We start from the raw sequence: 24586 nt of genomic DNA, 5'->3' as shown, positions 1-24586 counted from the left end.
AAGCGGCTAATAAACATCTAATAAATCGATCACTTCCGTGAGGCCACTCTCGGTGCAGACGGCTCCAAAGACTCCCGTTCCCGATCGAACGCCAAGTAATACTTGTTCACGCTATTAACATAGCTGACGCCGCTCATTCCCACCTGCTCCATGGCAATGCGCTCGACCTGGAAAAACCATTGGTTGGGATTCAACCCCCGGCGCCGCGCTTCGGCGCGCATTCCCTGGACCCGCTCCGGCCCCATGTTGTAGGCCGCCAGTACAAAGGCCATGCGCTCGCGCTCGTTGAGCTTGGGGCTGGAGAAGAACTTGCGCCGGATCATCGCCAGGTACCGCGCGCCCGCCTGCACGTTGTTGTCCAGGCTCTCGATGTTATTGACCCCGACCCGCTGCGCGGCCGATGGCGTGATCTGCATCAGCCCGGTAGGGCCGCCACTGCTTCGGGCCCCCGGGTCGAGCGCCGATTCCTTGAATGCCAGGGCGGCCAGGTTCAGCCAGTCCATGCCCTGTTCACGGGCGTGTTTTTGCAACACAGGACGCAGTTTTTCCAGGCGTTGGCGGTCGGCGCGGGCCAGTGGGTAGCGCACTTGATACAAGCGGCGGTAGATGCGCTGGAACGCCACATCCTGGTCGGACGGCGTGTGGTAGGTCTTGAGAAAACGATCAATGCTGGCCCGCAGCATCGAGGCGTCCTGGCGTACGAACCAATATTCCTCGCCCGGCTCGCTGATCGTCACTTGCCGGTCGAACCGCAACTTGGGCAGGATCTTCGCCCAGCGCTCGGCAATCGGCCGTTCGACAATGGTCAAGTGGAAAATCCCGGCCTGGACCATCTCCAGTACGTCTTCCACCGCCAGGCTGGGGTCTACCCACTCCACCTTCACCGGCGGCAACTTGTGCAGGGCCAGTTTCTGGTTGACCTGGTTGATCGCGTCCGACGCCGCGCTGCCCGTGGTCAGGGCCAGGGTACGTCCAGACAGTTGTTCCAACCGGGTAAACCGCCGCTCGCCTTTGAGCCCTACCAGCCATAACGGCACGTCGCTGGCGATTGGGTCACTGGTGGCAATCTTGTGGGCCGCCTTCACGTCCAGCAATTCGCCGGGTGCCACCAGGTCGCCTTCGCCACGGGCCAGCGCACCGATCAGTTGATCCTTGGCCTTGGGAATGATCGTCAGGGTGATTTCCTCACCGTCACGGGCGTGGCCGTTGAGGTATTGCTCGAAGGCGCGCAGGCGATGATATTCCACACCGATGGCCTGGCCCTGGACTTCGCCGGAACTGTTGCGACTCTGGTTGACCAGCACCCGCAAGGTGCGACTGCTGCGAATTTGCGCAAGGTCGCGGACCTTTCCGGGCCGGGTCACTTCCAGCGGCCCGTCCAGACGCGCAACCGCCGGCATGGGCAGCAATAACGCCAGGCACAACACAAGCAACGCCGAGGGTCGGATCATCCGCTCTCCGGAAGAAAGAATACTGCCCATTGCGTCGCGAAAAACGAGGCGTTGGGGGACAGAAACAGAGCGCCATGAGCGCAGGCTTTGGGCGCAAGGGTGGCACGGCAGATGGCGACAAACCAAACACGGTGTTACTTGCGACTTTCAAAGACAGCTTTAACTCGTTGTAGTTCTTGGCTTTTCTTATAAATCTACAGCTCTGATATGCTTTCCGACCGCAGGCGGAGGTAGCACCATGCAACTCATTGATATCGGCGTCAACCTGACCAACCCAAGTTTCGACGAAAAGCACCAGGCCGTTCTCGACCGTGCCTACGCCGCCGGGGTGAGCCAATTGGTGCTCACCGGTACCAGTGTCGACGGCAGCGAACAGGCCCTGGAGCTGTGCCAGCAGTTAGACGAAAGCGGCCAGCGGTTGTTCGCCACCGCTGGTATCCACCCTCACTCCGCCAGCGACTGGAACGCCGACAGCGCCACGCGGCTGCGCGGTCTGCTCAAGGAAAGCCGCGTACGTGCCGTGGGTGAATGCGGGCTGGATTTCAACCGGGATTTCTCGCCACGCCCCCAACAGGAAAAAGTTCTCGAAGAACATTTGGCCCTGGCCGTGGAGCTGAAACTCCCGGTATTCCTCCACGAGCGCGACGCCAACCAGCGCCTGCTGGAAATCTTGCGGGACTACCGTGATCACCTGTCAGCCGCCGTGGTGCATTGCTTCACCGGCGAGCAGCGCGCGCTGTTCAGCTACCTCGACCTGGACCTGCATATCGGCATCACTGGCTGGATCTGCGACGAGCGCCGTGGGACGCACTTGCACCCATTGGTCAGGGAAATTCCCCGCGGCCGTCTGATGCTGGAAAGCGATGCGCCCTACCTGCTGCCGCGAACCCTGCGGCCCAAGCCGAAAAACGGTCGCAACGAACCCGCCTATTTGCCGGAAGTCCTGCGGGAAGTCGCCTTGCACCGCGAAGAAACCGTCGAAGACCTGGCGCAACACAGTACCGCCTGCGCCCGTGCCTTTTTTGGGTTGCCTGTGCCGGATTGACGCGGCGCATTGACCCATATCAAAACCTGTTGGCTCGATAGCGGCACAATAATGGCACCTTGCCAATGCTGTTTCCGCTATCAGAGAAAACCTTCCATGGGTGCCTGGCTTAGCAACATCTCGCTGAAGTATAAATTCTGGGCCGTGAACGCGGTGGCCTTCATCACCACCCTGCTGCTGGTGTTGTACGCCGTGCAGCTCGAACAACAGGCACGCAGCCAAGCCTCCCAAGCTTCAGCGCAAGCCCAGGCGAACTTACTCAGCGCCTGGCCCGCCGGCCAGCCACTGCCCAAGGCCGAGCATTGGCTGACCTACACCAAAGGCAAAATCCCACAGCTGGGCGACCAGGATCTGTCGGCCCTGGCCACCGCCACTGGCTGGGTGGATTTCAACCCCATGCCCTTGTTCGGCGAAAACCCGCTGATGGGCGCCGAGGTGATCGGCCGTGCCGACGGCCAGCAGGTCGCCGTGCTGGCCTATGGACCGAGCTTGAGCCAAGTCTTCGAAGAGCGTTTCGCCAACTATGCGGTGGCAGTGATGATACTGATGCTGGCCATGCTCGGTGCCTCACAGCTGCTGATCCGCTTTCTGCTCAGTCAGCTCAACACCCTGAAAGACGTGATGCTGCATGTCGAAAAAACCGGCGATCTTTCAGCCCGCGTCCCCCTTGCGTGCAAGGATGAGGTCGGGCAGATGGCTACAGCCTTTAACGCCATGCAGGCGGGCTACCAACGCGTGGTCAATACCGTTGCGCGCACCGCCAGGCAACTGGACGACGGTGCCGCCCGCCTGGCCAGCAGCATGAACGAGGTACAGCACGGCATGCTCGGCCAACAAAGCGAAACCGACCAGGCCGCCACCGCGATCAACGAGATGACGGCCACCGTCTACCATATCGCCCAACACGCCGGCGCCACCCGTGACCTGTCCCAGACCGCCGACACCCTTGCCGGCAGTGGACGGGAAGTGGTCAGCCGGGTGCAACGCTCGATTGCCGGGCTGTCTACCGGCGTGCAGCAGACCGCCGAAATGATCCAGAAACTCGCCGAGGACAGCCAGAAAATCAACAGCGTGGTCGGGGTGATTCACAGCATCGCCGAGCAGACCAATTTACTGGCCCTTAACGCCGCCATCGAAGCTGCCCGCGCCGGCGAGATGGGCCGCGGCTTTGCCGTGGTCGCCGATGAAGTGCGCAACCTGGCCAAGCGGGTGCAAAGCTCCACCGATGAAATCACCCGCATGGTGTCTGCCCTGCAAGCCGGCACCCGGGACGCGGTGGACTTTATGCAAGAAAGCTCGTTCAAGGCCGATGATTGCGTGCAACAGGCTCAGGAAGCCGGAATTGCCCTCGCCGAAATCACCGGCGCCGTGGCCCAGATGCGTGAGAGCAACACGCAGATTGCCGTCGCGGCCGAACAGCAAAGCCATGTGGCCGAGGAAATGAATCGGGCGGTGGTGAGCATTCGTGACGTCACCGAGAACACCGTGCAACAGACGGTAGAATCGGCAACCACCAGCAACGAGCTGGCAACCTTGGCTGGGGAACTGAGCAAGGCAATCGGCCAGTTGAAGCTGTAAACCCTAGAGGGATGGCTATGGCCTCCATAGCCATCCTTGATTCGCCGCCCCGCCCTGCCCGGCCTACACTCTGTTCAAGATGTTTCAACGGACAGAGGAATCACGATCATGGGCAAACGTCATCCAAACCTTCCCGCCTGGCAATGGCGCACCCAGCCGCAGAGTCACCAGCATGCAACCAATCAAGTGCTGCAGCTGCTTGCGCTGCCGCTGTTGGTGATCGGCTTTTTGCTGATGGTCTCTGGAGTGTTCAGCGAAAACTATGCGAGCGTCGCAATCGGCGTTGTCGGCATCCTGGCCGCACTGGCGCTGCAGCATCACGGTCGGGGCCTGGAGGCGCGCACCAGCGATGCCTCCAACGATCAACACCTGTTGGTCTGAGGGCTCAGGCGAACACCACCACCGACTGGCGACTGATAGCGATCAACTGGCCGTCGGGGCTCCACAGCTGCGCCGCAGCATGGCCGTAGCCGTCACGGGCATGTTCGATGTGGACCAGGTACTGGCACCAGTCCAGGGTGCTGAGGGTTTGCAACGGCTGCACGAATTCGATTGTCCAGGTCAGCGTGCTGCCCGCCGCCGGTTGGGTCAGGTGGGGTAACACTGACGGTGGCCATGCATCTACCAGCGCGAGGATGTGTGCTTCGGTCAACGGTTCTTCTTTGACGTCGCCACGCAAGCGGACCCAGCCGCCCATCTCACGCGATTTATTGCCGGTGAACGGCAGGCCGCCCACGCTCCAGCGCATCGCCAGATGCCGCATGAACTCCGGCGTCACCCCTTTGATGTAAGGCAGCTCCTGGCATTCATCCCAGTGTTTGAAGGTGGGCGCCGGTTCAGCCGCGACGTCGATTTGCGACGCCCGCGAAGCGCCAAAACTGGCCTGCACCAAGGTCATCGTTTCACCGTTTTGCACCACACGGCCCAGCAGTTGGCTGACGGCCTTGCCTTCACGCAGCACTTCGACCTGGTAGCTGGCAGACACGTCCGGCGCTACCGGGCCAACAAAGGTAATTGCCAGCGAGCGCAGCGGGCGATCCGCCGGGACCTGTGCACGCAACGCTTCGTATTCCAACGCCACGACCAGGCCGCCAAAGGTGGCGCGGCCCTGGGCCCATTCGGCGGGGACCGAAACGTCCAGCGGGTGGCTGCGGGCAGCGTCGAGCAAATCACTAAAGCGCATGGCGGTCTCAACTTGAAAAAGGATTGAGGGATCTTAACCAGCCAGCCTGCGCCGTACAGCACCTATTCCAGCCAAAAGTCCGGACAGATAGGCCGTGGGCTCAAGCGAAGCAGTCGGCGCTCAACTTGTCCAACACGCGATCCGCTTTCCCTTCGGCCCTGGCCATAGTGCGGTGCCAGCCGGTAACGCAGGGCTGCAAATCGGGTTCGTGCCCGGCTTGCGCCAGCCATTGCCAGCAATCGTGCCAATCGCCGAGGGCGCCCTGGGCTGCCTTGAGACGAGACACGGCTTTGGGTGGCAACTTGTCCAACTCGGGATAAGCCTCGGCCGCATAGCGCACACGCTTGATCAACAGACGCAGGCGATGACGGTCATGGTTGGGATCGTGCAACGCCTGGCCAAGCTTTTTCCATTGCTTGGCCAGGCGTTTTTCAATGCGTGTGCGCAAGCCCTTGAGCAGTTTCTGCCTTTGGGAGGCGCGAATAAAACGCGGGAATGCATCGAGGATCAGCAGCAACTGCGCCAGCTGCGGCCCTTGGGCAACCGAGCGGTAGGTGGCTGGCTGCTGCTGGATACGCCGCTCTGCCGCCTCGTGATGACCATGCTGGTGGAGGTATGCCGCCAACACTTCACGGTCGCGAAACGGCGTGGTCAATTGGCCCACTGCACTGGCGGCCGCTTCAAGTTGCTCCACGCCAGGCAACCCGCGCAATGGCCGCAGCAGGCTGCGCAAGCGCCGCACTGTGGTGCGCAAATCATGCAGGGCCTCGTCGTCCGTGACGGCGGCGAGGCGCGCCTGGCAGTTCAGTAACCCAACCTCCAGGCCGATGACCTGAGCGACAAGCTGATCGACCAAGGCTGACATCCTTTCCTCCTCAATGATTAAACCTTCGGGCTTGAGGCCGCCGACGCAGCCTCGTTGCACTCGACAGCTGCTACGCGGGGTTAGCGCCCAGCGCGCGATTCACGAATATAGAAACGGGCTTTCTCAGCCTTGTTCGAGCAGCCTTCGAAGGCTTCAAACTGCTGTTGGGTCTTGGCGCCAGTCAACAACGACAGAGCCTTGGAGTAACTCACGGTGCCGGCAAAACCTTCGGCCTTGGCCAGGTCCAGCTCGTGCCAGGCGGCATCCAGTTGCGTGCCGCAGCTATCGCGATAAGCAGTTTTGCCGGCACAACCGGCCAGGGCCAACACGATCACAGGCACACACATCCAGGCTTTCATCAAATGACACCTCAAGAAAAGAAAAAACAGTCACAGCTGTAGACGTTGCCCACACCGAAAAGTGCCTTATCCGACTGCCTGAATCCGCAGTGCCGATTGCCAGAGCATACCCGAGCACAGTGGCCCGCTCGCGAAAATAATCGGTTGTGGCACTGGTGATTGAAGCACGCCCCTCGATGGGTGCATTGTGGTCACCTGTTTTGCGAAGGATCAGGTCATGAACAAACGTGTTGCATTGGTGCTGGGCTCCGGTGGCGCCCGGGGCTACGCCCATATCGGCGTGATCGAGGAAATCGAAAAACGTGGCTATGACATTGCCTGCATCGCCGGCTGCTCCATGGGCGCGGTGGTGGGCGGGATCTATGCCGCGGGCAAGCTGGAGGCGTATCGAAACTGGATCGAAAGCCTCGACTACCTGGACGTGCTGCGCCTGGTCGACGTGAGCTTTCGCCTGGGGGCGATCCGTGGCGAAAAGGTCTTCGGGCAGATCCGCAAAATCGTCGGCGAGATCAACATCGAAGACCTGCGCATTCCCTACACCGCCGTAGCCACCGACCTGACCAACCAGCAGGAAATCTGGTTCCAGGAAGGTTGCCTGCACCAGGCCATGCGCGCTTCGGCGGCGATTCCCAGCCTGTTCACCCCGGTGATGCAGGGCAACCGCATGCTGGTGGACGGCGGCCTGCTGAATCCGCTGCCAATCGTGCCGGTGGTGTCGAGCCACTGCGACCTGATCATTGCGGTCAACCTCAACTCCACCAACCAGAAGCACTACACCCTTCCGGTGATCCAGCGCCCGCCGGCCTTCAGGAGTCGCTTCGACAACCTGGTGCGTTCACTGGGTTCCCACTTGCCGTTTCGCCGCAAGCAGGCGGAGCAGTTGTTGATGCTGGAACAGGAAGCGCTGCTGGCCCAGGCCGCCGATATCAATCCGTGGCTGGAGTCTGCCGAGCCCGAAGCGCAGCAACCGGCGGCCGCCCCGGAAAAGGCCGGGGCGCCGAAGTCGGCGACCGGCTCGTTCATCATCGATAACGTGGGGCCGGCGTCATTGCTGGACTTGATCAACCAGAGTTTCGAGGTGATGCAGACGTCATTGGCGCAGTACAAGATCGCCGGGTATCCGCCGGATATCCTGATCAACGTGCCAAAGCGGGTGTGCCGGTTTTTCGAGTTTTACAAAGCACCGGAATTGATCGCATTGGGGCGGGAGATTGCGAGCGATACGCTGGACCGGTATGAGAGTGAGCAGCACTGAGAGTGCCCGTGGCAGCTGTCGAGCGCCAGCGAGGCTGCGTTGGCCTCACCACCGATTCGAGACTGGCACAACACCGGGTTGCGTCCAACGCAGCCTCGCTGGCGCTCGACAGCTGCTACGGACAATCAGGACTCGTTATTTAACAATCGATAGCCCACCCCGGCCTCAGTCACGATAAACCTCGGCTGAGTCGGGTCATCTGCCAGCTTCTGGCGCAGGTGCCCGACCACAATCCGCAGGTAATGGCTGTCTTCGGTATGGGTCGGCCCCCAGATGTCCTTGAGCAATTGCTGCTGGGTAATCACCCGCCCGGGGTGGCGCGCCAGTTGTGCCAGCACCGCGTATTCCTTGCGGGTCAGCGCCACTTCAACACCGTCCAGCAGCACGCGGCGGTAGGCCAGGTCGACCGTCAGCGGGCCGAAGCACAACGCGGCCTCCTGGGCTTCTCCCGTCGGAGCCTGGCGCAGCAACGCCCGCACCCGCGCCAGAAACTCCTGGATGCCAAACGGCTTGGTCACATAGTCATTGGCGCCGTTATCCAGCGCCTCGACCTTTTGCACTTCGCTGGCCCGCACCGACAGCACCAGCACCGGTACCGTGGACCACTCACGAAACTCGCGCAGCACTTGCTGGCCGTCCATGTCCGGCAGGCCGAGGTCGAGCACCAGCAGGTCCGGTTTACTCAAGGCGGCCTGGGCCAGGCCTTCGTTGCCGGTGCCGGCCTCGATCACTTTGTAGCCCTGGGAGGCCAGGCTGATACGCAAGAACTTGCGGATCTGCGGTTCGTCGTCAATGACCAAAATCGTCGCAGTCTGGCTCATGGTGTCCAATCAAAATCCGTGAAGAAAAGAGGGTAGCTCAAGGTTCGCTTTCCAGGCCAGGTTGGGCCTGCAATGGCAGGAATAAAGTGATGCAGGTGCCGCGGCCTTCAATGCCATCGGCCACGCTGATATGCCCGCCGTGCGCCCCGACCATGCCCTGGCAGATCGCCAGGCCAAGCCCGGTGCCCTGCCCGCCGCGATCACCTCGGGCGGCGGTGTAGAACATGTCGAAAATCTTCGCCCGCTCCTCCTCGGGAATGCCCGGGCCTTCATCGGCGACGGCAAAAAACAACTGGTTATCCAGCACGCCGGCACTGAGTTTCAGGCGGCCTTGGGGCGGCGAGAAGCGTGCGGCGTTTTCCAGTACGTTGACCAGCGCTTGCTCGATCAAGGCTGCGTGCACGTACAGTAACGGCAACTCGGGCGGCACGTCTGTGGTCACTTGCAGCGGCGCCAGCACTGCGCGCAGACGGCCAAGGGAACTGCCGACGATGTCGCCGGGTGAGACCCAATCCCGTGCCAGTTTCAGCGCGCCGTGGCCCAGGCGAGTCATGTCCAGCAGGTTCTGGATGTAGCGATCCAGGCGTTCGGCTTCATCGCGGGTGCCTTCGAGCAACTCCCGGCGATCCTCCAGCGCAATCGCCTCGCCGAGGGCCAGCAGGCTGTCGATGCTGCCGCGCATGGAGGTCAGCGGCGTGCGTAAATCGTGGGACACCGAGGCCAGCAACGCGCTGCGCAATTGCTCGGTTTCGCCGTGCAGGCGGGCCGCTTCCAGTTCCTGGCCCAGTTGCGCACGGGCCAGGGCCTGGGCCAAGGGCTGGCTCAAGGCCGTGAGCAGGCGACGGCGCTGGCCGCTTAGTTCGAGCCCGGGTTTCGGGCTGACGCCCAGCAGGCCCAGCGGGCCTTCTTCGCCGGACAACGGCCACCACCACCAGCGCCCGAACGGCAAGGTGCCGGTGCCCATGCCCGCCGGTTGATCGTGCTGCCAGGCCCAGTCGGCGGCGGCGCGTTCGGCTTCGGTGAAGGTGATCGGCCCGCCGGTCTCGACCTTCCAGTCGCCCTGCCCGTCGCGGTTGAGCAGGCACAACTGCAGGTCGCTCCAGCCTTCCAGGTGATGCGCGGCCGCGCTGATTACCGCCTGGCGATCCGTCGCGGCGGTGAGCTTGCGGGACAGGTCGAGCAACTCGCTGGTTTCTTCCTGGGTGTCGCGCAATGCCTGCAACTGCCGACGCTGGCGCGCGGCCAGGTTGCCGGTGAGCGCGGCCATCAGCAGGAAGAACAACAGCGTCAGCACGTCCTCTTCGCGCTGGATCGCGAAGGAAAAATTCGGCGGGATAAACAGGAAGTCGTAGCTCAAGAACGATAACGCCGCACACGCCAGCGCCGGGCCCAAACTGCTGCGCACCGCCACCAGCAATACGGCGGCAAGGAACACCAGCGAGATATTCGGCAACGGTAAAACACTGGCAACCCCCCAGGCGACCGCCGCCGCAATCACGGTCGCTCCCACTGCCAGGGCATAGTCAAACCACACCAGCCCTCGCACATCCGGCAAGCGGGGCGGGGCCGGCACTTCATCGCTGTCGAGGACGTTGATTTCCAGGCCACGGGCATTGCGCAGCAAACGTGACGCCAAGCCACCACCCAACACCGTGCGATGCCAACGCGGCCGCGACTGCCCCACCAGGATCAAGCTGGCGCGGCGCTCGGCGGCGTGCTGGATCAGCGTCTTCGCCACCTCTCCCGCCCGCAGCAGCACCACTTCACCGCCAAGGCGTTCGGCCAGTTGCTGGGCATTTTGCAGGCGCAGGCGCGAGTGTTCATCGCGCACCCGGCCGTTATCCACATGCACCAGGCTCCACGGCAAATGCCGGCGCTGGGCCACGCGGCTGGCATGACGCACCAGCCGTTCGGCCTGGGCATCACCGTCCACACCGACCAGCAATCGGCCACGCACAGCCGGCGCGGCCTGGCCCAATTGGCGATAACCCTGGGCAAGGTCATCGTCGACGTGGGCCGCAGCGGTTTGCATCGCCAACTCGCGCAGGGCCATGAGGTTGGTCTGGGTGAAGAACGCATCGATGGCGGCGCGGGCCTGCTCCGGCACATAGACCTTGCCGTCGCGCAGGCGCTCCAGCAATTCGCGGGATGGCAGGTCGATCAGCAGCAGCTCATCGGCTTCCTGCAAGACCCAGTCGGGCAAGGTCTCACGCACTTGCACGCCAGTGATGCCGCGCACTTGGTCGTTGAGGCTTTCCAGGTGCTGCACATTGACCGTGGTGAAGACGTTGATGCCGGCAGACAGCAGTTCCTGAATGTCTTGCCAGCGTTTTTCGTGGCGGCTGCCGGGGGCGTTGCTGTGGGCCAGTTCGTCTACCAGCACCAGCTTGGGCTTGGCGGCAAGCAGGCCGTCTAGGTCCATTTCCTCGAGCATCACGCCACGGTATTCGCAGCGCAACAGCGGCTGTTGCGGCAGGCCACTGAGCAAGGCTTCGGTCTCGGCGCGGCCATGGGTTTCCACCACGCCTGCGATCAGCCGCACGCCCTGGCGCAGTTGAGTGTGGGCGGCCTGGAGCATGGCGTAGGTCTTGCCCACGCCCGGGGCGGCGCCGAGGAAGACTTTGAGCCGGCCACGGCCGTCCCGGGGTAGATCGGCTAACAGGGCATCGGCGCGGCCGGAGTCGCTCATGCGGGCAGTCTTCCTTCAGGTGTTGATGTGGTGATAGTGATGCCGTCATCGCGGGCAAGCCCGGCGCCCATAGTTGATCTTCAGTGAATCCAGACTTTGTGTTCAACAAAGATCAACTGTGGGAGCGGGCTTGCCCGCGATTGGCGGCGCCACTGCTTACAACTTTTCCAAGGCCATGTTCAACGCCAAAACGTTCACCACCGGCGGCCCTACCAACGGGCTTTCGATGTGCTCGTCCATCAAGCGCTCCAGGGTCGCCACCGGCAGGTTACGTGCAGCAGCCACCCGAGCCAGTTGATAGGCAACCGCCTGTGGTGGCAAGTGTGGATCAAGACCGCTGCCGGAGGTAGTCAACAATGCCATCGGCACCGGCCCCTGGCCAGGTACCAGCAGCTTGTTGGCATCGTCAAATACACGCGTAGCCAACGCCGGGTTGCTTGGGCCGAGGTTGCTGGCACTGCTGGAAACCGTCGCAAACGCACCGGCAGATGACCGCGGGTGGAACCAGCCGTCGCCGGTGAAATCCTGGGCGATCAGGCTCGAACCACGCACCTTGCCACTGGCATCGCGCACCAGGCTGCCGTTGGCTTGATCAGGAAACGCGACTTGCGCCACGCCGGTGACAACCAGGGGATAAGCCACGCCGGTGATCAGGGTCATCAACACCAGCAGGCTCAGGGCCGGACGGATTATGTTGGACATTTCAAATTCCTCAATTCGGTCATTGCAATTTGCAGGCACCGGTTTGCCGGCACCCACAGGCATCGGTTCAAACCAGGTGCAGCGCGGTCAGCAGCATGTCGATCGCCTTGATGCCCACGAACGGCACCAGAATCCCGCCCAGGCCGTAGATCAGCAGGTTGCGACGCAGTAGCGCTGCGGCACTCGCCGCCTGCACCCGCACACCGCGCAGCGCCAGCGGGATCAGCACCACGATGATCAATGCGTTGAACACGATGGCCGAGAGGATCGCGCTCTGCGGGCTTTGCAGGTGCATCACGTTGAGCACACCCAGTTGCGGGTAGATCGAGGCGAACAGCGCCGGCAGAATCGCGAAGTACTTGGCCACGTCGTTGGCGATGGAGAACGTCGTCAGCGCGCCACGCGTCACCAGCAACTCCTTGCCGATCTGCACCACGTCCAGCAGTTTGGTCGGGTCGCTGTCGAGGTCGACCATGTTGGCCGCTTCACGGGCGGCTTGCGTGCCGTCGTTCATCGCCATGCCCACGTCGGCCTGGGCCAGCGCCGGGGCGTCGTTGGCACCGTCGCCGCACATTGCAACCAGGCGGCCGTCGTTCTGTTCGTGACGAATACGCGCGAGTTTTTTCTCCGGAGTGGCCTCGGCAAGCACGTCATCCACACCGGCTTCAGCGGCAATCGCAGCAGCGGTCAGCGGGTTGTCGCCGGTGACCATCACGGTGCGGATCCCCAGCTTGCGCAGCTCGGCGAAACGCTCGCGAATGCCGGGCTTGACCACGTCCTTGAGGTGGATCGCGCCGAGCAATTTGCCGTCGGCACACACCAGCAACGGGGTGCCGCCGCTCTGGGCGATCTTGTCGATTTCCCGGGACAGCGCCGGTTGCAGGTCGCGGCGTTGCAGGCCGATGAACGCCAGCAGAGAATCCACGGCGCCTTTACGGAACACACGGCCCTGGTAGTCGACGCCGGACAGGCGGGTTTCCGCGCTGAACGGTACGCAGGTCAGTTCATCCGCCGACGGCTCGGCTTGCGGATGCAGGCCACGCAGGTACTCGACGATGGATTTGCCTTCGGCCGTGTCGTCCGCCAGGGACGCCAGCAGCGCGCCCTCGGCAAGGTCCTTGCCGCTGACGCCGGGCGCAGCGATCACGTTGGTGCACCGACGGTTACCGAAGGTGATGGTGCCGGTCTTGTCCAGCAACAGCACGTGCACGTCCCCTGCCGCTTCCACCGCGCGCCCGGATTTGGCGATCACGTTGAGGCGCACCAGGCGGTCCATACCGGCAATACCAATCGCGGATAACAGGCCGCCGATGGTGGTCGGAATCAGCGTGACCAGCAGCGCCACCAAGAACACCAGCGGCAGGCTGCCATTGGCGAAGTGGGCGAACGGTTGCAGGGTCACCACCACCAGCAGGAAGATCAGCGTCAGGCCGATCAGCAGGATGTCCAGCGCCACTTCGTTGGGGGTTTTCTGGCGCTTGGCGCCTTCCACCAGGGCGATCATGCGGTCCAGGGTCGACTCGCCCGGGTTGGCAGTGATGCGGATCATCAACCAGTCCGAAACCAGGCGGGTGTTGCCGGTGACCGCCGAGCGGTCGCCGCCGGACTCACGAATGACCGGCGCGGATTCGCCGGTAATCGCCGCTTCGTTGACTGCGGCAATACCTTCGATCACTTCGCCGTCACCCGGGATCATTTCCCCGGCGGCCACACGCACCACATCACCTTTGCGCAGGCTGGTGGCCGGCACGACCTTGAAGCTGCCGTCCCCTTCCTTGCGGCGCGCACTGAGGCCTTCGCTGCCGGCCTTGAGGCTGTCGGCGCGGGCCTTGCCGCGACCTTCGGCCAAGGCTTCGGCGAAGTTGGCGAACAGCACGGTGAACCACAGCCATACCGCGATTTGCACCGAGACGTAGGTGGGTACGGCGACGTCCGGCACAAAGCACAGAACGGTGGTGAGGATGGCGGTCAGTTCGACCACCAACATCACCGGCGAGCGTTGCAGCTGGCGTGGATCCAGCTTGACGAACGCCTGGACCAGCGCCGGGCGCCACAGGGCCGACATCGCGGTTTTGGCAGGCTCCTGGGTTTTCACGGGAGCCGCGTTTTTTGCAGGCAAGTTCATTTTCATATCCCCTAGGCTCTTCATTTAAAAAGCAGCCATGCTCAGATGTTCAGCAATCGGGCCCAGTGCCAGCGTCGGCAGGAAGGTCAGGCCGCCCACCAGCAAAATGGTCACGGTCAACAGGGTCACGAACAGCACACCGTGGGTCGGGAAGCTGTTCTGGCCAATCGGTGCGGTTTTCTTCATCGCCAGGCTGCCGGCCAGGGCCAGTACCGGGAAGATGTAGCCGAAGCGGCCAAGCAACATCGACAGGCTCATCATCAAGTTGTGGAACGTGGTGTTGGCGCTGAAACCGCCGAACGCCGAACCGTTGTTGGCACTGGCCGAGGTGTAGGCGTACAGCAACTGGCTGAAACCGTGGGGGCCAGGGTTGCTGATAGCACCGGCCGGGCCAGGCAGGGTGGCGGCGATGGCGCCCAGCACCAGGGTGCCAACCGGCATTACCAACAGGGTCACGACCAGCAGTTGCACTTCCTTGGCCTGAAGTTTCTTACCGAGGTATTCCGGTGTGCGGCCAATCATCAAGCCGGCGAGGAACACCGCGATCAACACGTTGAGCAACATGCCGTACATACCGGCACCGACGCCGCCGAAGATCACTTCACCGACCATCATGTTGACCAGCGAGACCATCCCGGTCAGCGGGTTGAGGCTGTCTTGCATGCCGTTGACCGAACCGTTGGACGCAGCGGTGGTAGCCACCGACCACAACACGGTGCCGGTGGTGCCGAAGCGCGCCTCTTTACCTTCCTGCGGTGCGGCCTGTTCAACCGCCGGGTTGTTCAGCGACGGGTTGGGCTGATATTCGGCCCACATCGCAGTCGCACCGCCGATCAGGAACAAGGCAAACATGCAACCGAGGATCGCCCGGCTCTGACGCAGGTCTTTCACGTAGTGGCCAAAGGTGAACACCAGCGCGACCGGAATCAGGATGATCGCGCCCAGTTCAAACAGGTTGGCCCAGGCCGTCGGGTCTTCGAACGGATGCGCCGAGTTGACACCGAAGAAACCGCCGCCGTTGGTGCCCAATTGCTTGATCGCAATCTGGCTGGCCGCCGGGCCCAGTGGAATCACCTGGTCAACGCCCTGCAGGGTCACCGCGTTCACGTAGTGAGCGAAGGTTTGTGGCACGCCCTGCCAGACCAGGAACAGCGCAAATACCAGGCACATCGGCAGCAGGCCGTAGAGGGTGGCGCGGGTCATGTCGACCCAGAAGTTGCCCAGGGTCTTGGTGGATTTGCGACCGATCCCACGGCAAAAGGCGACAAGCACCGCAAGGCCGGTGGCGGCACTGACAAAGTTCTGCACGGTGAGGCCTGCCATCTGACTGAGGTAGCTCAGGGAGGCTTCACCGCTGTAGTTCTGCCAGTTGGTGTTGGTCATGAAACTGATAGCGGTGTTGAACGCCAGGGTCCATTCCAGGCCCGGTAGTTTCTGCGGATTCAGCGGCAGGTATTGCTGGAACAGCAAAAACGCGAACAGCAGCACGAAACCTGCGACGTTGAAGGCAAGCAAGGCCAGTGCATACTTCTGCCAGCTTTGCTCCTGATCGGCGTCGACACCCGAAAGGCGATAGCAAACGCGCTCGACCGGGCCGAACACCGGCGTGAGCCAGGTGCGCTGCCCTTCCATTACCTTGTAGTAAAACCGCCCCAGGGCCGGTGCCGGAATCAGCACCAAGGCAAAGAAGGCGATGATCAGCCAATAGTCATAACTGTGCATAGCCTGCTCCTAGTTCCGATCCGCGCGTAACAGCGCAACCAGCAGATAAATGAACAGCGCCACAGCCAACAGCAGTGACACCCCGTCCAGAACGCTCATGGAAGTTTCTCCGTCGTGCGGCGGCTGCCGCGTGTAGGGGGATTGTCCGCAGGAGTGGCGTAAAGGAACGAGAGCGACGGTATGGGTGGGGCGTAAAGAGCGCGTAAAGAGTGGGTTTACGCGGGATTTACAGAGGGATTTTCAGTGGCTGGCGGGGCCTCATCGCGGGCAAGCCCGGCTCCCACATTGATTGAAGTTAGCCGTGGCAACTCGGTTGAGTGTGGGAGCCGGGCTTGCCCGCGATGGCGTCAGACCAGGCACTACCGCCCTTATCTGGGGCGCAGCCGCATAAATTCAAACGCCAAACCATCCTCCATACGACAGTTCAGCGCCTTTACGACACCACCCTGCGTGCTGGCATGGCCGCTGCAACACCTTGAATCATTCCAAACCGTTCAGGGAGAGCAATACGATGAACACACAACTCAAACCCACCTTGGGCACCCTGCATTTGTGGGGTATCGCCGTCGGGCTGGTGATTTCCGGGGAATATTTCGGCTGGAGCTATGGCTGGGGCGTGGCGGGAACGCTGGGCTTTCTGGTGACCTCATTGATGGTCGCCGCTATGTACACCTGCTTTATATTCAGTTTCACCGAACTGACCACCGCGATTCCTCACGCTGGCGGCCCGTTTGCCTACAGCCGCCGGGCGTTTGGTGAGAAAGGCGGCTTGATTGCCGGGCTCGCAACCCTGATCGAATTCGTGTTCGCCCCGCCGGCCATCGCACTGGCCATCGGTGCGTATCTGAATGTGCAGTTCCCGGCGCTGGACCCGAAACACGCGGCCGTCGGCGCCTACATCGTCTTCATGGGCCTGAACATTCTTGGCGTGAAGCTGGCCGCCACCTTCGAATTGGTGGTGTGTGTGCTCGCCGTCGCCGAACTGCTGGTGTTCATGGGCGTGGTCGCCCCCGCCTTCAGCTTCAGCAACTTCGCCCTGAATGGCTGGGCCGGTTCCGACACCTTTGGCGCGCCAGCGATTGCCGGCATGTTTGCTGCGATCCCGTTCGCCATCTGGTTTTTTCTTGCCATTGAAGGCGCCGCCATGGCCGCCGAAGAAGCGATAGATCCCAAGCGCACCATTCCGAAGGCCTACATCAGCGGCATCCTGACCCTGGTGATACTGGCCATGGGCGTGATGTTCTTTGCTGGCGGCGTGGGCGATTGGCGCACCCTGTCGAACATCAACGACCCGCTGCCCCAAGCCATGAAAACCGTGGTTGGTGACAGCTCGGGCTGGCTGCACATGCTGGTGTGGATCGGCCTGTTCGGCTTGGTGGCCAGCTTCCACGGGATCATCCTGGGCTACTCCCGCCAGTTCTTTGCCCTGGCTCGCGCGGGCTACCTGCCCTCCTTTCTCGCCAAACTCTCACGTTTCCAGACGCCGCACCGCGCAATTATCGCCGGCGGCATCGTCGGTATCGCGGCCATCTACAGCGACGGGCTGATCAACCTGGGCGGCATGACCCTGACCGCGGCAATGATCACCATGGCGGTGTTCGGTGCCATCGTCATGTACATCATGAGCATGCTCAGCTTGTTCAAACTGCGCAAAACCGAGCCGCTGCTGGAGCGCACCTTCCGCGCACCGGGCTATCCGATTGTGCCTGGGATTGCACTGGTACTGGCGGTGGTGTGCCTGGTAGCGATGGCGTGGTTCAACGCGTTGATCGGCCTGATTTTCCTGGGCTTCATGCTGGTGGGATTCGTGTACTTCCAACTGACGGCGCAAGACCGCGCCAATGCGCCGGCGGATGCAATGTTGACCGGGCTCTGAGTGACCGAGGCAGAACGGGCCTACAATGAACTACTAAGAAAGCCCGTTACTCAAAGCAGTCATTACCGTGGGAAATTTACCCACGGTTTGCTGCCTCAAGGAGAGCCCTATGCCGTGGTATGCCTGGTTGATTTTAGTGGTCGCGATCGGTTCGATCGTCGGTGGTTTGTTGATGCTGCGAGACAGCGCCAACAAGGTTGAATTGACTGAAGAACAACGCCAGCGCGTGGCAGAGCGCAATGCGCAAGCGGACTCCAAGGATGCGCAGGATCGTTGATCACCTTAGTATAAACATTCGTTCAGCCCGCTTAAAAACCCTCTATTTCGCTTTTGCCCTCCCTTCTCGGCGCCCGTCTTTTCAAGCTGAATCGACGGCGTCGCGGCACCTGCGCGCCCGCTTGAAAGCCCCATTTCGTGACTGGCAATCACGCGTGGAAAAACCACGCTCGAAGCAAATCAATCAACAAAGAGTTTAATTTCTCAAAAAAAATACTGGTTATTTATACAGTACATTGTTATCGTTTCTTCGTGCTTGAAACCAAGCACTTCTGCGGCGAATAACCTGCATGGAGCATGCAGAAATCCATTGGCATACCAAATGCTTATGGATAGCTGCCCAAAACAATCCGCACTCCGCGGTTTTTTTCTATCGAGGGATACGATGACTGACATGAACGACCTAGCTGCAACCGCAACCAATCTCACCTATTCAAGCGACTCAGGCTTCGACGTTGCTGTGGAGGACTTCCGCCAGGACGATGACACTGGTACTGATTCGAGCACTATCCGCGCAGCACTCGCATGGATCAGCGCCAATGTGCCGGACGGCCAAGGTTCGCGTTTGTATTTCGAAACCGGCCGTACCTATATTTACGACCGCACGGCTGAAATTGACTACATCAACAATCTGGTTATCGATCTGAATGGCGCGACTCTCATGCGCGCAGACTCATCGGTCACCACCGCCAGACTGGCCACAAACACCAGCGTAAGCAGCAATACAATCGTGCTGGATGCCGTGCCCGACAGTTGGTACGTCAACGATACCCTGACAGCGTTTGTCGGCTCAGGGGATCAAGACACCAGCCGAAATCCCATGCGTATCACTGCAATCAATCCGAATACGAATACAGTGACCCTGGCTGCCGGCTTTGGTCCCTTCGGTAACACGACCCAAACTATCCCTGCTGGGTCGTGGGTTGGTAAAAGCTTCCAATGCTTCCTCGGCCGTCCGTCTACCGAAGAAGGCGGCAAGCTGCGCCCGGGCATCAACTACAACGTGCAGATCATCAACGGCTCCGTCGATGGCAACAGCGCCAATCAACTCAACAACTCCTGGCGCTTCGCCATGGAGATCTATATCAACGGCCGCTCTTCAGGGATCCGTGGCGTACGGTTTGCCAACACCACAGGCGAATGCATCGTCGGTCATGGCCTGCGGGTAGAGAGTTGCGAGTTTCGCAACCTCTCGGGCTCGGCCTTTCATACAAGCCGCCACGACGATACAGACGCAGCTGGAAGTGCCTCCTGGTTCATCAACAACTATGTTGAAAGCGTGTGCCTGGCGGGTAACCTGGCGAATGGTCACTCCGAGGGTGCAGTAACGTTTTCATGGGGCGCCGGGCGCTTGATTGTCACCGGTAACGAATTCAGGAAAGGCAACGAGAGCGTGCTGGGGGGCTTTGGCCCTTCGTCCGGCGAAGCTATGCCGGATAAATGGATCATTTTCAGCGATAACATTGCCACGAGCTTCAAGGCACTGTTCTGGGGTCTGTTTCCGCCGCTCGATGGTGTCGTGATCAGTAACAACGTTCTGGTGGACTGCAACGACAACAGTGCCCAACTGAACAAGCTTTTTAACTCGGCGACTTCCTCGGTAGGCGGTAACGTCGCTGTCGGGAATACCGTACTGGGCGGTTCGTTCCGCGCGACCAATGCGACGTTTGGTGTCGAGCCGACCAATACCATCAGTCAAGTCAAGGTTTGGGCACGCGGGCGCCAGTTGCGGACCGACTATTCGAGCTTGTCCGACTGCACTGCAGTGGTAGAGGCCAGCACTGCAATCATGGCGCTTATCAGTGCCGATACGACGGGCTCTGTAGTGGCATTCCACTCGGCATCCGGTAATCGTTCCGGTTCCTTCTTCATCCAATGGCTGCCGTCTCAGAAAAAGCTGCAACTGTTGGGCAACGAATCAGGCGCTCGTGTCGAGTTCACTACGCCGGTAGCGATGCCTGGCCAAGTCAACATGACATTGCGTACATTCAACGATAATACGGCTGCAAAAGCCGCAGGTTTGGTGGCAGGAGACCTCTACAAACTGGCGAGTGGCGCAGTTTTCAGCGTGATCTGATCAAGGAAAGCCCTTCACTGAAGGGCTTTTTTATTTCCAACCCGCCTTGGCGATATGCAGCAGTATTTTCCCCTCTAGACAGCACGCTCAAGCTGGCACCAGCATTCGAGCAACTCCTGTGGCAATCTCTAGATCCCACACCTAACAGGCCAGCCTGGACCTTCCAGGCATGCACGGTACGAATCAGCGCGTCGAACTTTTCGTTCAACGACATGCCAGGTTGCAAGTAACTGCCGACGATATCGGCGCGCTACTTCAAGACATTCAATCAGTCAGTCAGTCAGCAATTTTGTAACGATATGCCCCTTTGCCTGCATGAGCTTGGCTAATATGGCGCAATGTTTCGGAGGCTGTTCTATGCGCTACTCAGCAAATCATAAAGCTCAAACCCATCAACGCATCATCAAGGAGGCTTCCGTACGTTTTCGCCGAGATGGTATCGGGGCTACCGGCCTGCAACCGCTGATGAAAGCCTTGAATCTGACGCATGGCGGATTCTATGCGCATTTCAAATCCAAGGATGAGCTGGTGGAAAAGGCTCTGCAAGCTGCGGCCGCTCAATTGGATGAACACTGCGAACAGCTGTTCAGCCAGGAACGCCCCCTTGAAGCGTTCATCGACAACTATCTTTCGACGTGGCATCAGACCTCACCGCATGAAGGGTGCCCGTTGACAACCATGTGCCCTGAGCTTGGGCTGCGGGGTCAGCAAAGCCAGACCACTGATGCAGTACTTGGCGCACGTTTGAAGCAGGTGCAAGCCGCACTGGGGCGGCCGGATGCCAATGAGCAAGGCCTGCTGCTGATGTCGACGCTGGTGGGAGCACTGGTGTTGGCGCGCAGCGTGGAGAGCGCCGAGCTGGCAGCGCAGATCCTGGAGGTAGTACGTGGCAATCTGAAAAAGCAGATCGCACAAAATTGAAGAGGCCGGTCAATGACCGGCCTCCTGGCTTACTTTGTTATTCCTTAATTGAGCTCCAGCCGATCGCGGTTCTTCTCCAACAGCGCTTTACCGATCCCTTTCACCTCCAACAACTCATCGACTGCGGTAAATGGCCCGTTGCTTTCTCGATAGGCAATGATCGCCTTGGCTTTGGCTGCTCCGATTCCGAACAGATCGCGGCGCAAGGTTTCAGCGTCGGCGAAGTTGAGGCTGACCTTGCTGGATTGTTCGGCTTTGGTCATTTGCACAGCTATCGGCGTGGGCGTTTCAGGCTTGGTAGACGGTGCGGCGGTGGTGGCCAGTGAAATGCTGGAGAGGAAAGCGAAAATGAGGGATGAGAAACATGTTTTATTCATAGGTGACGCTCCATGACATCTGTAAGAGAAAAGCAGCTTTTCCGAAGCTGCTTTTCAAACTTAGGTGATGTTTGGAGGGTGTCAAAAACAGGTGAGTTACAGGGTATGAGTCAGGGCTCGAGACGACGCTGTTGGTAGATCCAGTCGACGATCTCGCCATCTGGTGTGTAGCCACTGACGGTTTCGCGCAAAAGCTGGCGAACACGCGCGTAATCGTCCTGTTCTACTGCTGCTACCAACTCTGTCAGCTTGCCTTTCAACACATCCCACGACAGGTAATCTTCATTGGCACTCATGATCATCGGGTGCTGCGTGGCGACTACGTTGTCACCAATCAGCAACTCTTCGTAAAGCTTCTCACCAGGGCGCAGGCCAGAGAATTCGATTGCAATATCGCCATGAGGATTTTTATCCGACCTGACACTCAGCCCAGACAGGTGAATCATCTTCTCGGCCAACTCGACAATCTTCACCGGCTCACCCATGTCCAGCACGAACACGTCACCGCCAAGGCCCATGGAGCCCGCCTGAATCACCAATTGGGCGGCCTCCGGGATCGTCATGAAGTACCGGGTGATTTTCGGGTGGGTAACCGTGAGAGGCCCACCGGATTTGATCTGCTTGTGAAAAAGCGGAATTACCGAACCGGAAGAGCCTAGTACATTGCCAAAGCGAACCATCGTGAAGCGGGTTTTATTGACCCGCGAGACATTCGATTTGTCACCGAACAGCACAGGTGCCAACTCACGGCTGAGCGCCTGGAGGGTCAACTCGGCGAGTCGCTTGGTGCTTCCCATCACATTGGTGGGCCGTACAGCCTTATCGGTAGAGATCAACACGAAGTTGGCTACCCCCGACTGCAATGCCGCTTGGGCCGTGTTAAGCGTACCAATAACGTTATTCAGCACGCCTTCCGCAATATTGTGCTCAACCATGGGCACATGCTTATAAGCAGCGGCGTGATAAACCGTGTCGACGCCCCAGGTTTTCATGACACCCAGCAATTTGCTCTGATTGCGCACTGAGCCGAGGATGGGCAGCAGCCTTACTGGCAGAGACTCCCGGGTAATCCGTTGTTCAAGCTCCGACAAAATGCTGTAGAGGTTAAATTCGCTGTGTTCAAACAACAGCAGTATGGTCGGTCGCAAAGCAAGGATCTGACGACACAGCTCTGAACCAATGGAGCCACCGGCCCCCGTTACCAGAACGCTGCGCCCCTTGATGCAATGCTCCAGCAGTTCGCCTTGGGCAGGCACCGCGTCACGTCCCAACAAGTCAGCGATATCCACTTCCTGAATATCATCGACCTTGACCCGGCCACTGGCCAGATCCATAAATCCTGGAACACTGCGCACATGCAGAGGAAACCCTTCAAGGTAGCCCAGGATTTCACGACGCCGGGCACGGTTGGAAGACGGTATTGCCAGCAGGATTTCCTGGGCTCCGGTGGCATCGATCATGCGCTGAATGTGCCGTGGCTTGTACACCTGAAGTCCAGAAATTACCCGGTCAGAAATACTGGCATCATCATCAATGAAGGCTACAGGCCGCATGATCCGGCCCATGCGCAGGGCAGCGACCAACTGATTGCCTGCAGCGCCCGCGCCGTAGATGGCGACGCGCGGCAGGCCATCTTCGCGATTGGTGAACGGTACGTGCTGGGCGGCGGCAAACCAGTCGCCGAGGAAATATTGACGCATGGCGAGGCGTAGGCCGCCAACCATGATGAGGCTTAACCACCAATAGTTGAAAATGATGGAACGAGGTACCACGTTTTGATGATCGCTGTACCAATAGACCACCACGCCAAGAATCAACGATGAAAGGCTGACGGCCTTGATAATCGCAATAAGCGCGTCATTGCCAAAATAGCGCATGACAGCACGGTACATGCCAAAACGGATAAACAGCGGAATAGCGACGAACGGAGCACTCAGAAACAGCCAGCGATGCACAGACGCAGGGTTGATCATATCGTCCACCCCCAATCGAACGACAAACGCCATCCACAGGGCGAGCCAAACAAGAAGAATGTCCGCAATAACCTGCAGGATGCGCTTCTGTCGGCGAGGGAGACCCAACAAATATGATCGAATTATGCTCATAAACCCTTTAAACACCTCTATAGCTCCTGATACGGCTGCTGCCCTGCGAATTTAAACACTTTACGCCGGTCAATCACTGCTGAAATGACTCTAAAACACAATCACGCGGCCCTTTCCAGCTCACCCGCTTTGTACTTGACTGCCAGCATCACCAGCGGGATATATGCTATTACAACGCCCAGAACGCCGTTTAGACCCAATAATGCAACGCAAAGTGCGATCGGCAGCAGCCAGATCACGTTGATCGCAAGCACCGCAAGCGTTACTGGCAAGTGGCCGCCAACTTTACGCGATGCGAACTGATAGCCATGACTGCGATGGGCTTCGTAAACCTTGTCACCCCTCATCAGGCGGCGGACCAGAGTAAACGTCGCATCGACGATAAAGACACCGAGCAGGATCAACCATACCCACAGCAAGTCGGCGCTCTGCCAGGCGGCCTGCAGGGATAGCACGCCCAAGACGATACCGAGAAAACCGCTACCGGCATCCCCCATGAAGATTCGTGCCGGTGGAAAGTTCCAATAGAGAAACCCAAGCACCGCCATGCTTAATAACAGTGGCGCCCAGATAAGCGCCTGATAACCACCCAACCAATAAATCAGACAGGCACCAAGGCACGCACAGAGCGCTTCGACGCTGGCCAAGCCATCGATACCATCCATGAAGTTGTACAGATTAAGCATCCACACCAGATAAAACGCGGCAAGGATGTGCCCTACCCAGCTCAGGTCGAGGACCACCCAGGGCAGCGTTATTGCGGGCAAGCCGCCCAACCAGAAAAGAGCCCAGGCCGCGGCACTGAAGTGCCCCAGCAAACGCCAGCGCGCAGCGATATGGCCATGGTCGTCGAGAAACCCAAGCACCGCCACAGCCGCACCAGCTCCCAGCAACGCCCATGCAATCGAGCGTGTTATCTCATCACCAATAAACAATACTGGCAACGCAATCAAGAAGCTCAAGACTATCGCTACTCCGCCTCCACGAGGCGTCGGAACAGTATGAGAACTGCGCGCATTGGGAACATCAATCAGACTTCGGGCCAGCGCATAACGGCGCAGGCACCAGGTCAGAAGCAGAGCAAGGGCTGCAACAGCAGGCGCCAGCCACAGTAAACGATTCATCTACAGCTCCAATTAAGGTCCCTCATGGGGCACCA

At 60.0% G+C, this 24586-nt stretch carries 20 protein-coding genes and 1 pseudogene; 8 read left to right on the top strand and 13 right to left on the bottom strand.

Annotated features, from left to right (window positions below):
• Nucleotides 1-29: 29 nt before the first annotated feature.
• Nucleotides 30-1451: a transglycosylase SLT domain-containing protein gene (locus RGV33_RS09605; RefSeq protein WP_322144064.1), complete on the bottom strand. Its 1422-nt coding sequence runs from the start codon at nucleotides 1449-1451 to the stop codon at nucleotides 30-32.
• Between the two features lie 238 nt (nucleotides 1452-1689).
• On the opposite strand from RGV33_RS09605, the gene RGV33_RS09600 reads away from it, so the two are divergent.
• From RGV33_RS09600 to RGV33_RS09590, 3 genes and pseudogenes are all read left to right on the top strand, one after another.
• Nucleotides 1690-2496, top strand: coding sequence for a TatD family hydrolase (locus RGV33_RS09600; RefSeq protein WP_322144063.1), 807 nt, complete (start codon nucleotides 1690-1692; stop codon nucleotides 2494-2496).
• A gap of 96 nt (nucleotides 2497-2592) precedes the next feature.
• A complete protein-coding gene (locus tag RGV33_RS09595) occupies nucleotides 2593-4074 on the top strand; it encodes a methyl-accepting chemotaxis protein (protein WP_322144062.1) in 1482 nt (493 codons plus the stop codon).
• A 108-nt stretch (nucleotides 4075-4182) separates the two neighbouring features.
• A pseudogene (locus tag RGV33_RS09590) lies at nucleotides 4183-4440 on the top strand (terminase); the annotation flags it as partial.
• Nucleotides 4441-4459: 19 nt separating this feature from the next.
• Here RGV33_RS09590 and RGV33_RS09585 read toward each other — a convergent pair.
• From RGV33_RS09585 to RGV33_RS09575, 3 genes are all read right to left on the bottom strand, one after another.
• Complete coding sequence (locus tag RGV33_RS09585; RefSeq protein WP_322144061.1) at nucleotides 4460-5257, bottom strand: acyl-CoA thioesterase; 798 nt, start codon at nucleotides 5255-5257, stop codon at nucleotides 4460-4462.
• Between the two features lie 100 nt (nucleotides 5258-5357).
• Nucleotides 5358-6122, bottom strand: coding sequence for a CHAD domain-containing protein (locus RGV33_RS09580; RefSeq protein ID WP_322144060.1), 765 nt, complete (start codon nucleotides 6120-6122; stop codon nucleotides 5358-5360).
• A gap of 80 nt (nucleotides 6123-6202) precedes the next feature.
• On the bottom strand, nucleotides 6203-6481 hold the full coding sequence (locus RGV33_RS09575) for a hypothetical protein (protein ID WP_010176194.1): 279 nt from the start codon (nucleotides 6479-6481) through the stop codon (nucleotides 6203-6205).
• A gap of 217 nt (nucleotides 6482-6698) precedes the next feature.
• Between RGV33_RS09575 and RGV33_RS09570 the strand changes: the two genes are divergently transcribed.
• Nucleotides 6699-7736 carry a patatin-like phospholipase family protein gene (locus RGV33_RS09570; protein ID WP_322144059.1) on the top strand — a complete coding sequence of 346 codons (1038 nt, stop codon included), beginning with the start codon at nucleotides 6699-6701 and terminating at the stop codon, nucleotides 7734-7736.
• Between the two features lie 125 nt (nucleotides 7737-7861).
• Here the strand turns inward: RGV33_RS09570 and RGV33_RS09565 are convergent, their stop codons facing one another.
• From RGV33_RS09565 to kdpF, 6 genes are all read right to left on the bottom strand, one after another.
• Entirely contained in the window at nucleotides 7862-8557 is a 696-nt protein-coding gene (locus RGV33_RS09565) for a response regulator (protein WP_322144058.1), read from the bottom strand.
• Between the two features lie 37 nt (nucleotides 8558-8594).
• A complete protein-coding gene (locus tag RGV33_RS09560) occupies nucleotides 8595-11246 on the bottom strand; it encodes a sensor histidine kinase KdpD (protein WP_322144057.1) in 2652 nt (883 codons plus the stop codon).
• A 156-nt stretch (nucleotides 11247-11402) separates the two neighbouring features.
• Nucleotides 11403-11948 carry a potassium-transporting ATPase subunit KdpC gene (gene kdpC, locus RGV33_RS09555; protein WP_322144056.1) on the bottom strand — a complete coding sequence of 182 codons (546 nt, stop codon included), beginning with the start codon at nucleotides 11946-11948 and terminating at the stop codon, nucleotides 11403-11405.
• 67 nt (nucleotides 11949-12015) lie between these two features.
• Nucleotides 12016-14073 (bottom strand): potassium-transporting ATPase subunit KdpB, encoded by a 2058-nt coding sequence (gene kdpB / locus RGV33_RS09550; RefSeq protein WP_322144055.1) that lies wholly within the window; start codon nucleotides 14071-14073, stop codon nucleotides 12016-12018.
• A 24-nt stretch (nucleotides 14074-14097) separates the two neighbouring features.
• Entirely contained in the window at nucleotides 14098-15795 is a 1698-nt protein-coding gene (kdpA, locus tag RGV33_RS09545; protein ID WP_322144054.1) for a potassium-transporting ATPase subunit KdpA, read from the bottom strand.
• A 9-nt stretch (nucleotides 15796-15804) separates the two neighbouring features.
• On the bottom strand, nucleotides 15805-15894 hold the full coding sequence (gene kdpF / locus RGV33_RS09540; RefSeq protein WP_003218754.1) for a K(+)-transporting ATPase subunit F: 90 nt from the start codon (nucleotides 15892-15894) through the stop codon (nucleotides 15805-15807).
• A 412-nt stretch (nucleotides 15895-16306) separates the two neighbouring features.
• On the opposite strand from kdpF, the gene eat reads away from it, so the two are divergent.
• The 4 genes from eat (at nucleotide 16307) to RGV33_RS09520 (ending at nucleotide 20945) form a co-directional block, all read left to right on the top strand.
• Entirely contained in the window at nucleotides 16307-17671 is a 1365-nt protein-coding gene (gene eat / locus RGV33_RS09535; protein ID WP_322144053.1) for an ethanolamine permease, read from the top strand.
• Nucleotides 17672-17780: 109 nt separating this feature from the next.
• Complete coding sequence (locus RGV33_RS09530; RefSeq protein WP_017477341.1) at nucleotides 17781-17948, top strand: DUF2897 family protein; 168 nt, start codon at nucleotides 17781-17783, stop codon at nucleotides 17946-17948.
• 384 nt (nucleotides 17949-18332) lie between these two features.
• Nucleotides 18333-20024, top strand: a complete 1692-nt coding sequence (locus tag RGV33_RS09525) for a hypothetical protein (protein ID WP_322144052.1) — start codon at nucleotides 18333-18335, stop codon at nucleotides 20022-20024.
• A 357-nt stretch (nucleotides 20025-20381) separates the two neighbouring features.
• The gene (locus RGV33_RS09520; RefSeq protein WP_322144051.1) at nucleotides 20382-20945 is read left to right on the top strand and encodes a TetR/AcrR family transcriptional regulator; all 564 of its coding nucleotides are present in this window, start codon (nucleotides 20382-20384) and stop codon (nucleotides 20943-20945) included.
• A gap of 44 nt (nucleotides 20946-20989) precedes the next feature.
• Here the strand turns inward: RGV33_RS09520 and RGV33_RS09515 are convergent, their stop codons facing one another.
• The 3 genes from RGV33_RS09515 to RGV33_RS09505 all read right to left on the bottom strand — a co-directional run bounded on the left by RGV33_RS09515 (nucleotide 20990) and on the right by RGV33_RS09505 (nucleotide 24551).
• Nucleotides 20990-21322, bottom strand: a complete 333-nt coding sequence (locus RGV33_RS09515; RefSeq protein WP_322144050.1) for a ComEA family DNA-binding protein — start codon at nucleotides 21320-21322, stop codon at nucleotides 20990-20992.
• 110 nt (nucleotides 21323-21432) lie between these two features.
• Nucleotides 21433-23427 (bottom strand): nucleoside-diphosphate sugar epimerase/dehydratase, encoded by a 1995-nt coding sequence (locus RGV33_RS09510; protein WP_322148646.1) that lies wholly within the window; start codon nucleotides 23425-23427, stop codon nucleotides 21433-21435.
• A 101-nt stretch (nucleotides 23428-23528) separates the two neighbouring features.
• The gene (locus RGV33_RS09505) at nucleotides 23529-24551 is read right to left on the bottom strand and encodes a glycosyltransferase family 4 protein (RefSeq protein WP_322144049.1); all 1023 of its coding nucleotides are present in this window, start codon (nucleotides 24549-24551) and stop codon (nucleotides 23529-23531) included.
• Nucleotides 24552-24586: the final 35 nt, after the last annotated feature.

This window comes from Pseudomonas sp. Bout1, from assembly GCF_034314165.1.
In the GTDB taxonomy this organism is placed as follows: Bacteria; Pseudomonadota; Gammaproteobacteria; order Pseudomonadales; family Pseudomonadaceae; genus Aquipseudomonas.
Note: the sequence above shows the minus strand (reverse complement) of the source record. Positions and strands in the feature narration are given on the sequence as shown.

Bases quoted from the DNA above. Each gene is read 5' to 3' on its own strand.
- RGV33_RS09605 (WP_322144064.1), bottom strand. From the start codon at position 1,451: ATGATCCGACCCTCGGCGTTGCTTGTGTTGTGCCTGGCGTTATTGCTG.
- RGV33_RS09600 (WP_322144063.1), top strand. From the start codon at position 1,690: ATGCAACTCATTGATATCGGCGTCAACCTGACCAACCCAAGTTTCGAC.
- RGV33_RS09595 (WP_322144062.1), top strand. From the start codon at position 2,593: ATGGGTGCCTGGCTTAGCAACATCTCGCTGAAGTATAAATTCTGGGCC.
- RGV33_RS09585 (WP_322144061.1), bottom strand. From the start codon at position 5,257: ATGCGCTTTAGTGATTTGCTCGACGCTGCCCGCAGCCACCCGCTGGAC.
- RGV33_RS09580 (WP_322144060.1), bottom strand. From the start codon at position 6,122: ATGTCAGCCTTGGTCGATCAGCTTGTCGCTCAGGTCATCGGCCTGGAG.
- RGV33_RS09575 (WP_010176194.1), bottom strand. From the start codon at position 6,481: ATGAAAGCCTGGATGTGTGTGCCTGTGATCGTGTTGGCCCTGGCCGGT.
- RGV33_RS09570 (WP_322144059.1), top strand. From the start codon at position 6,699: ATGAACAAACGTGTTGCATTGGTGCTGGGCTCCGGTGGCGCCCGGGGC.
- RGV33_RS09565 (WP_322144058.1), bottom strand. From the start codon at position 8,557: ATGAGCCAGACTGCGACGATTTTGGTCATTGACGACGAACCGCAGATC.
- RGV33_RS09560 (WP_322144057.1), bottom strand. From the start codon at position 11,246: ATGAGCGACTCCGGCCGCGCCGATGCCCTGTTAGCCGATCTACCCCGG.
- kdpC (WP_322144056.1), bottom strand. From the start codon at position 11,948: ATGTCCAACATAATCCGTCCGGCCCTGAGCCTGCTGGTGTTGATGACC.
- kdpB (WP_322144055.1), bottom strand. From the start codon at position 14,073: ATGAACTTGCCTGCAAAAAACGCGGCTCCCGTGAAAACCCAGGAGCCT.
- kdpA (WP_322144054.1), bottom strand. From the start codon at position 15,795: ATGCACAGTTATGACTATTGGCTGATCATCGCCTTCTTTGCCTTGGTG.
- kdpF (WP_003218754.1), bottom strand. From the start codon at position 15,894: ATGAGCGTTCTGGACGGGGTGTCACTGCTGTTGGCTGTGGCGCTGTTC.
- eat (WP_322144053.1), top strand. From the start codon at position 16,307: ATGAACACACAACTCAAACCCACCTTGGGCACCCTGCATTTGTGGGGT.
- RGV33_RS09530 (WP_017477341.1), top strand. From the start codon at position 17,781: ATGCCGTGGTATGCCTGGTTGATTTTAGTGGTCGCGATCGGTTCGATC.
- RGV33_RS09525 (WP_322144052.1), top strand. From the start codon at position 18,333: ATGACTGACATGAACGACCTAGCTGCAACCGCAACCAATCTCACCTAT.
- RGV33_RS09520 (WP_322144051.1), top strand. From the start codon at position 20,382: ATGCGCTACTCAGCAAATCATAAAGCTCAAACCCATCAACGCATCATC.
- RGV33_RS09515 (WP_322144050.1), bottom strand. From the start codon at position 21,322: ATGAATAAAACATGTTTCTCATCCCTCATTTTCGCTTTCCTCTCCAGC.
- RGV33_RS09510 (WP_322148646.1), bottom strand. From the start codon at position 23,427: ATGAGCATAATTCGATCATATTTGTTGGGTCTCCCTCGCCGACAGAAG.
- RGV33_RS09505 (WP_322144049.1), bottom strand. From the start codon at position 24,551: ATGAATCGTTTACTGTGGCTGGCGCCTGCTGTTGCAGCCCTTGCTCTG.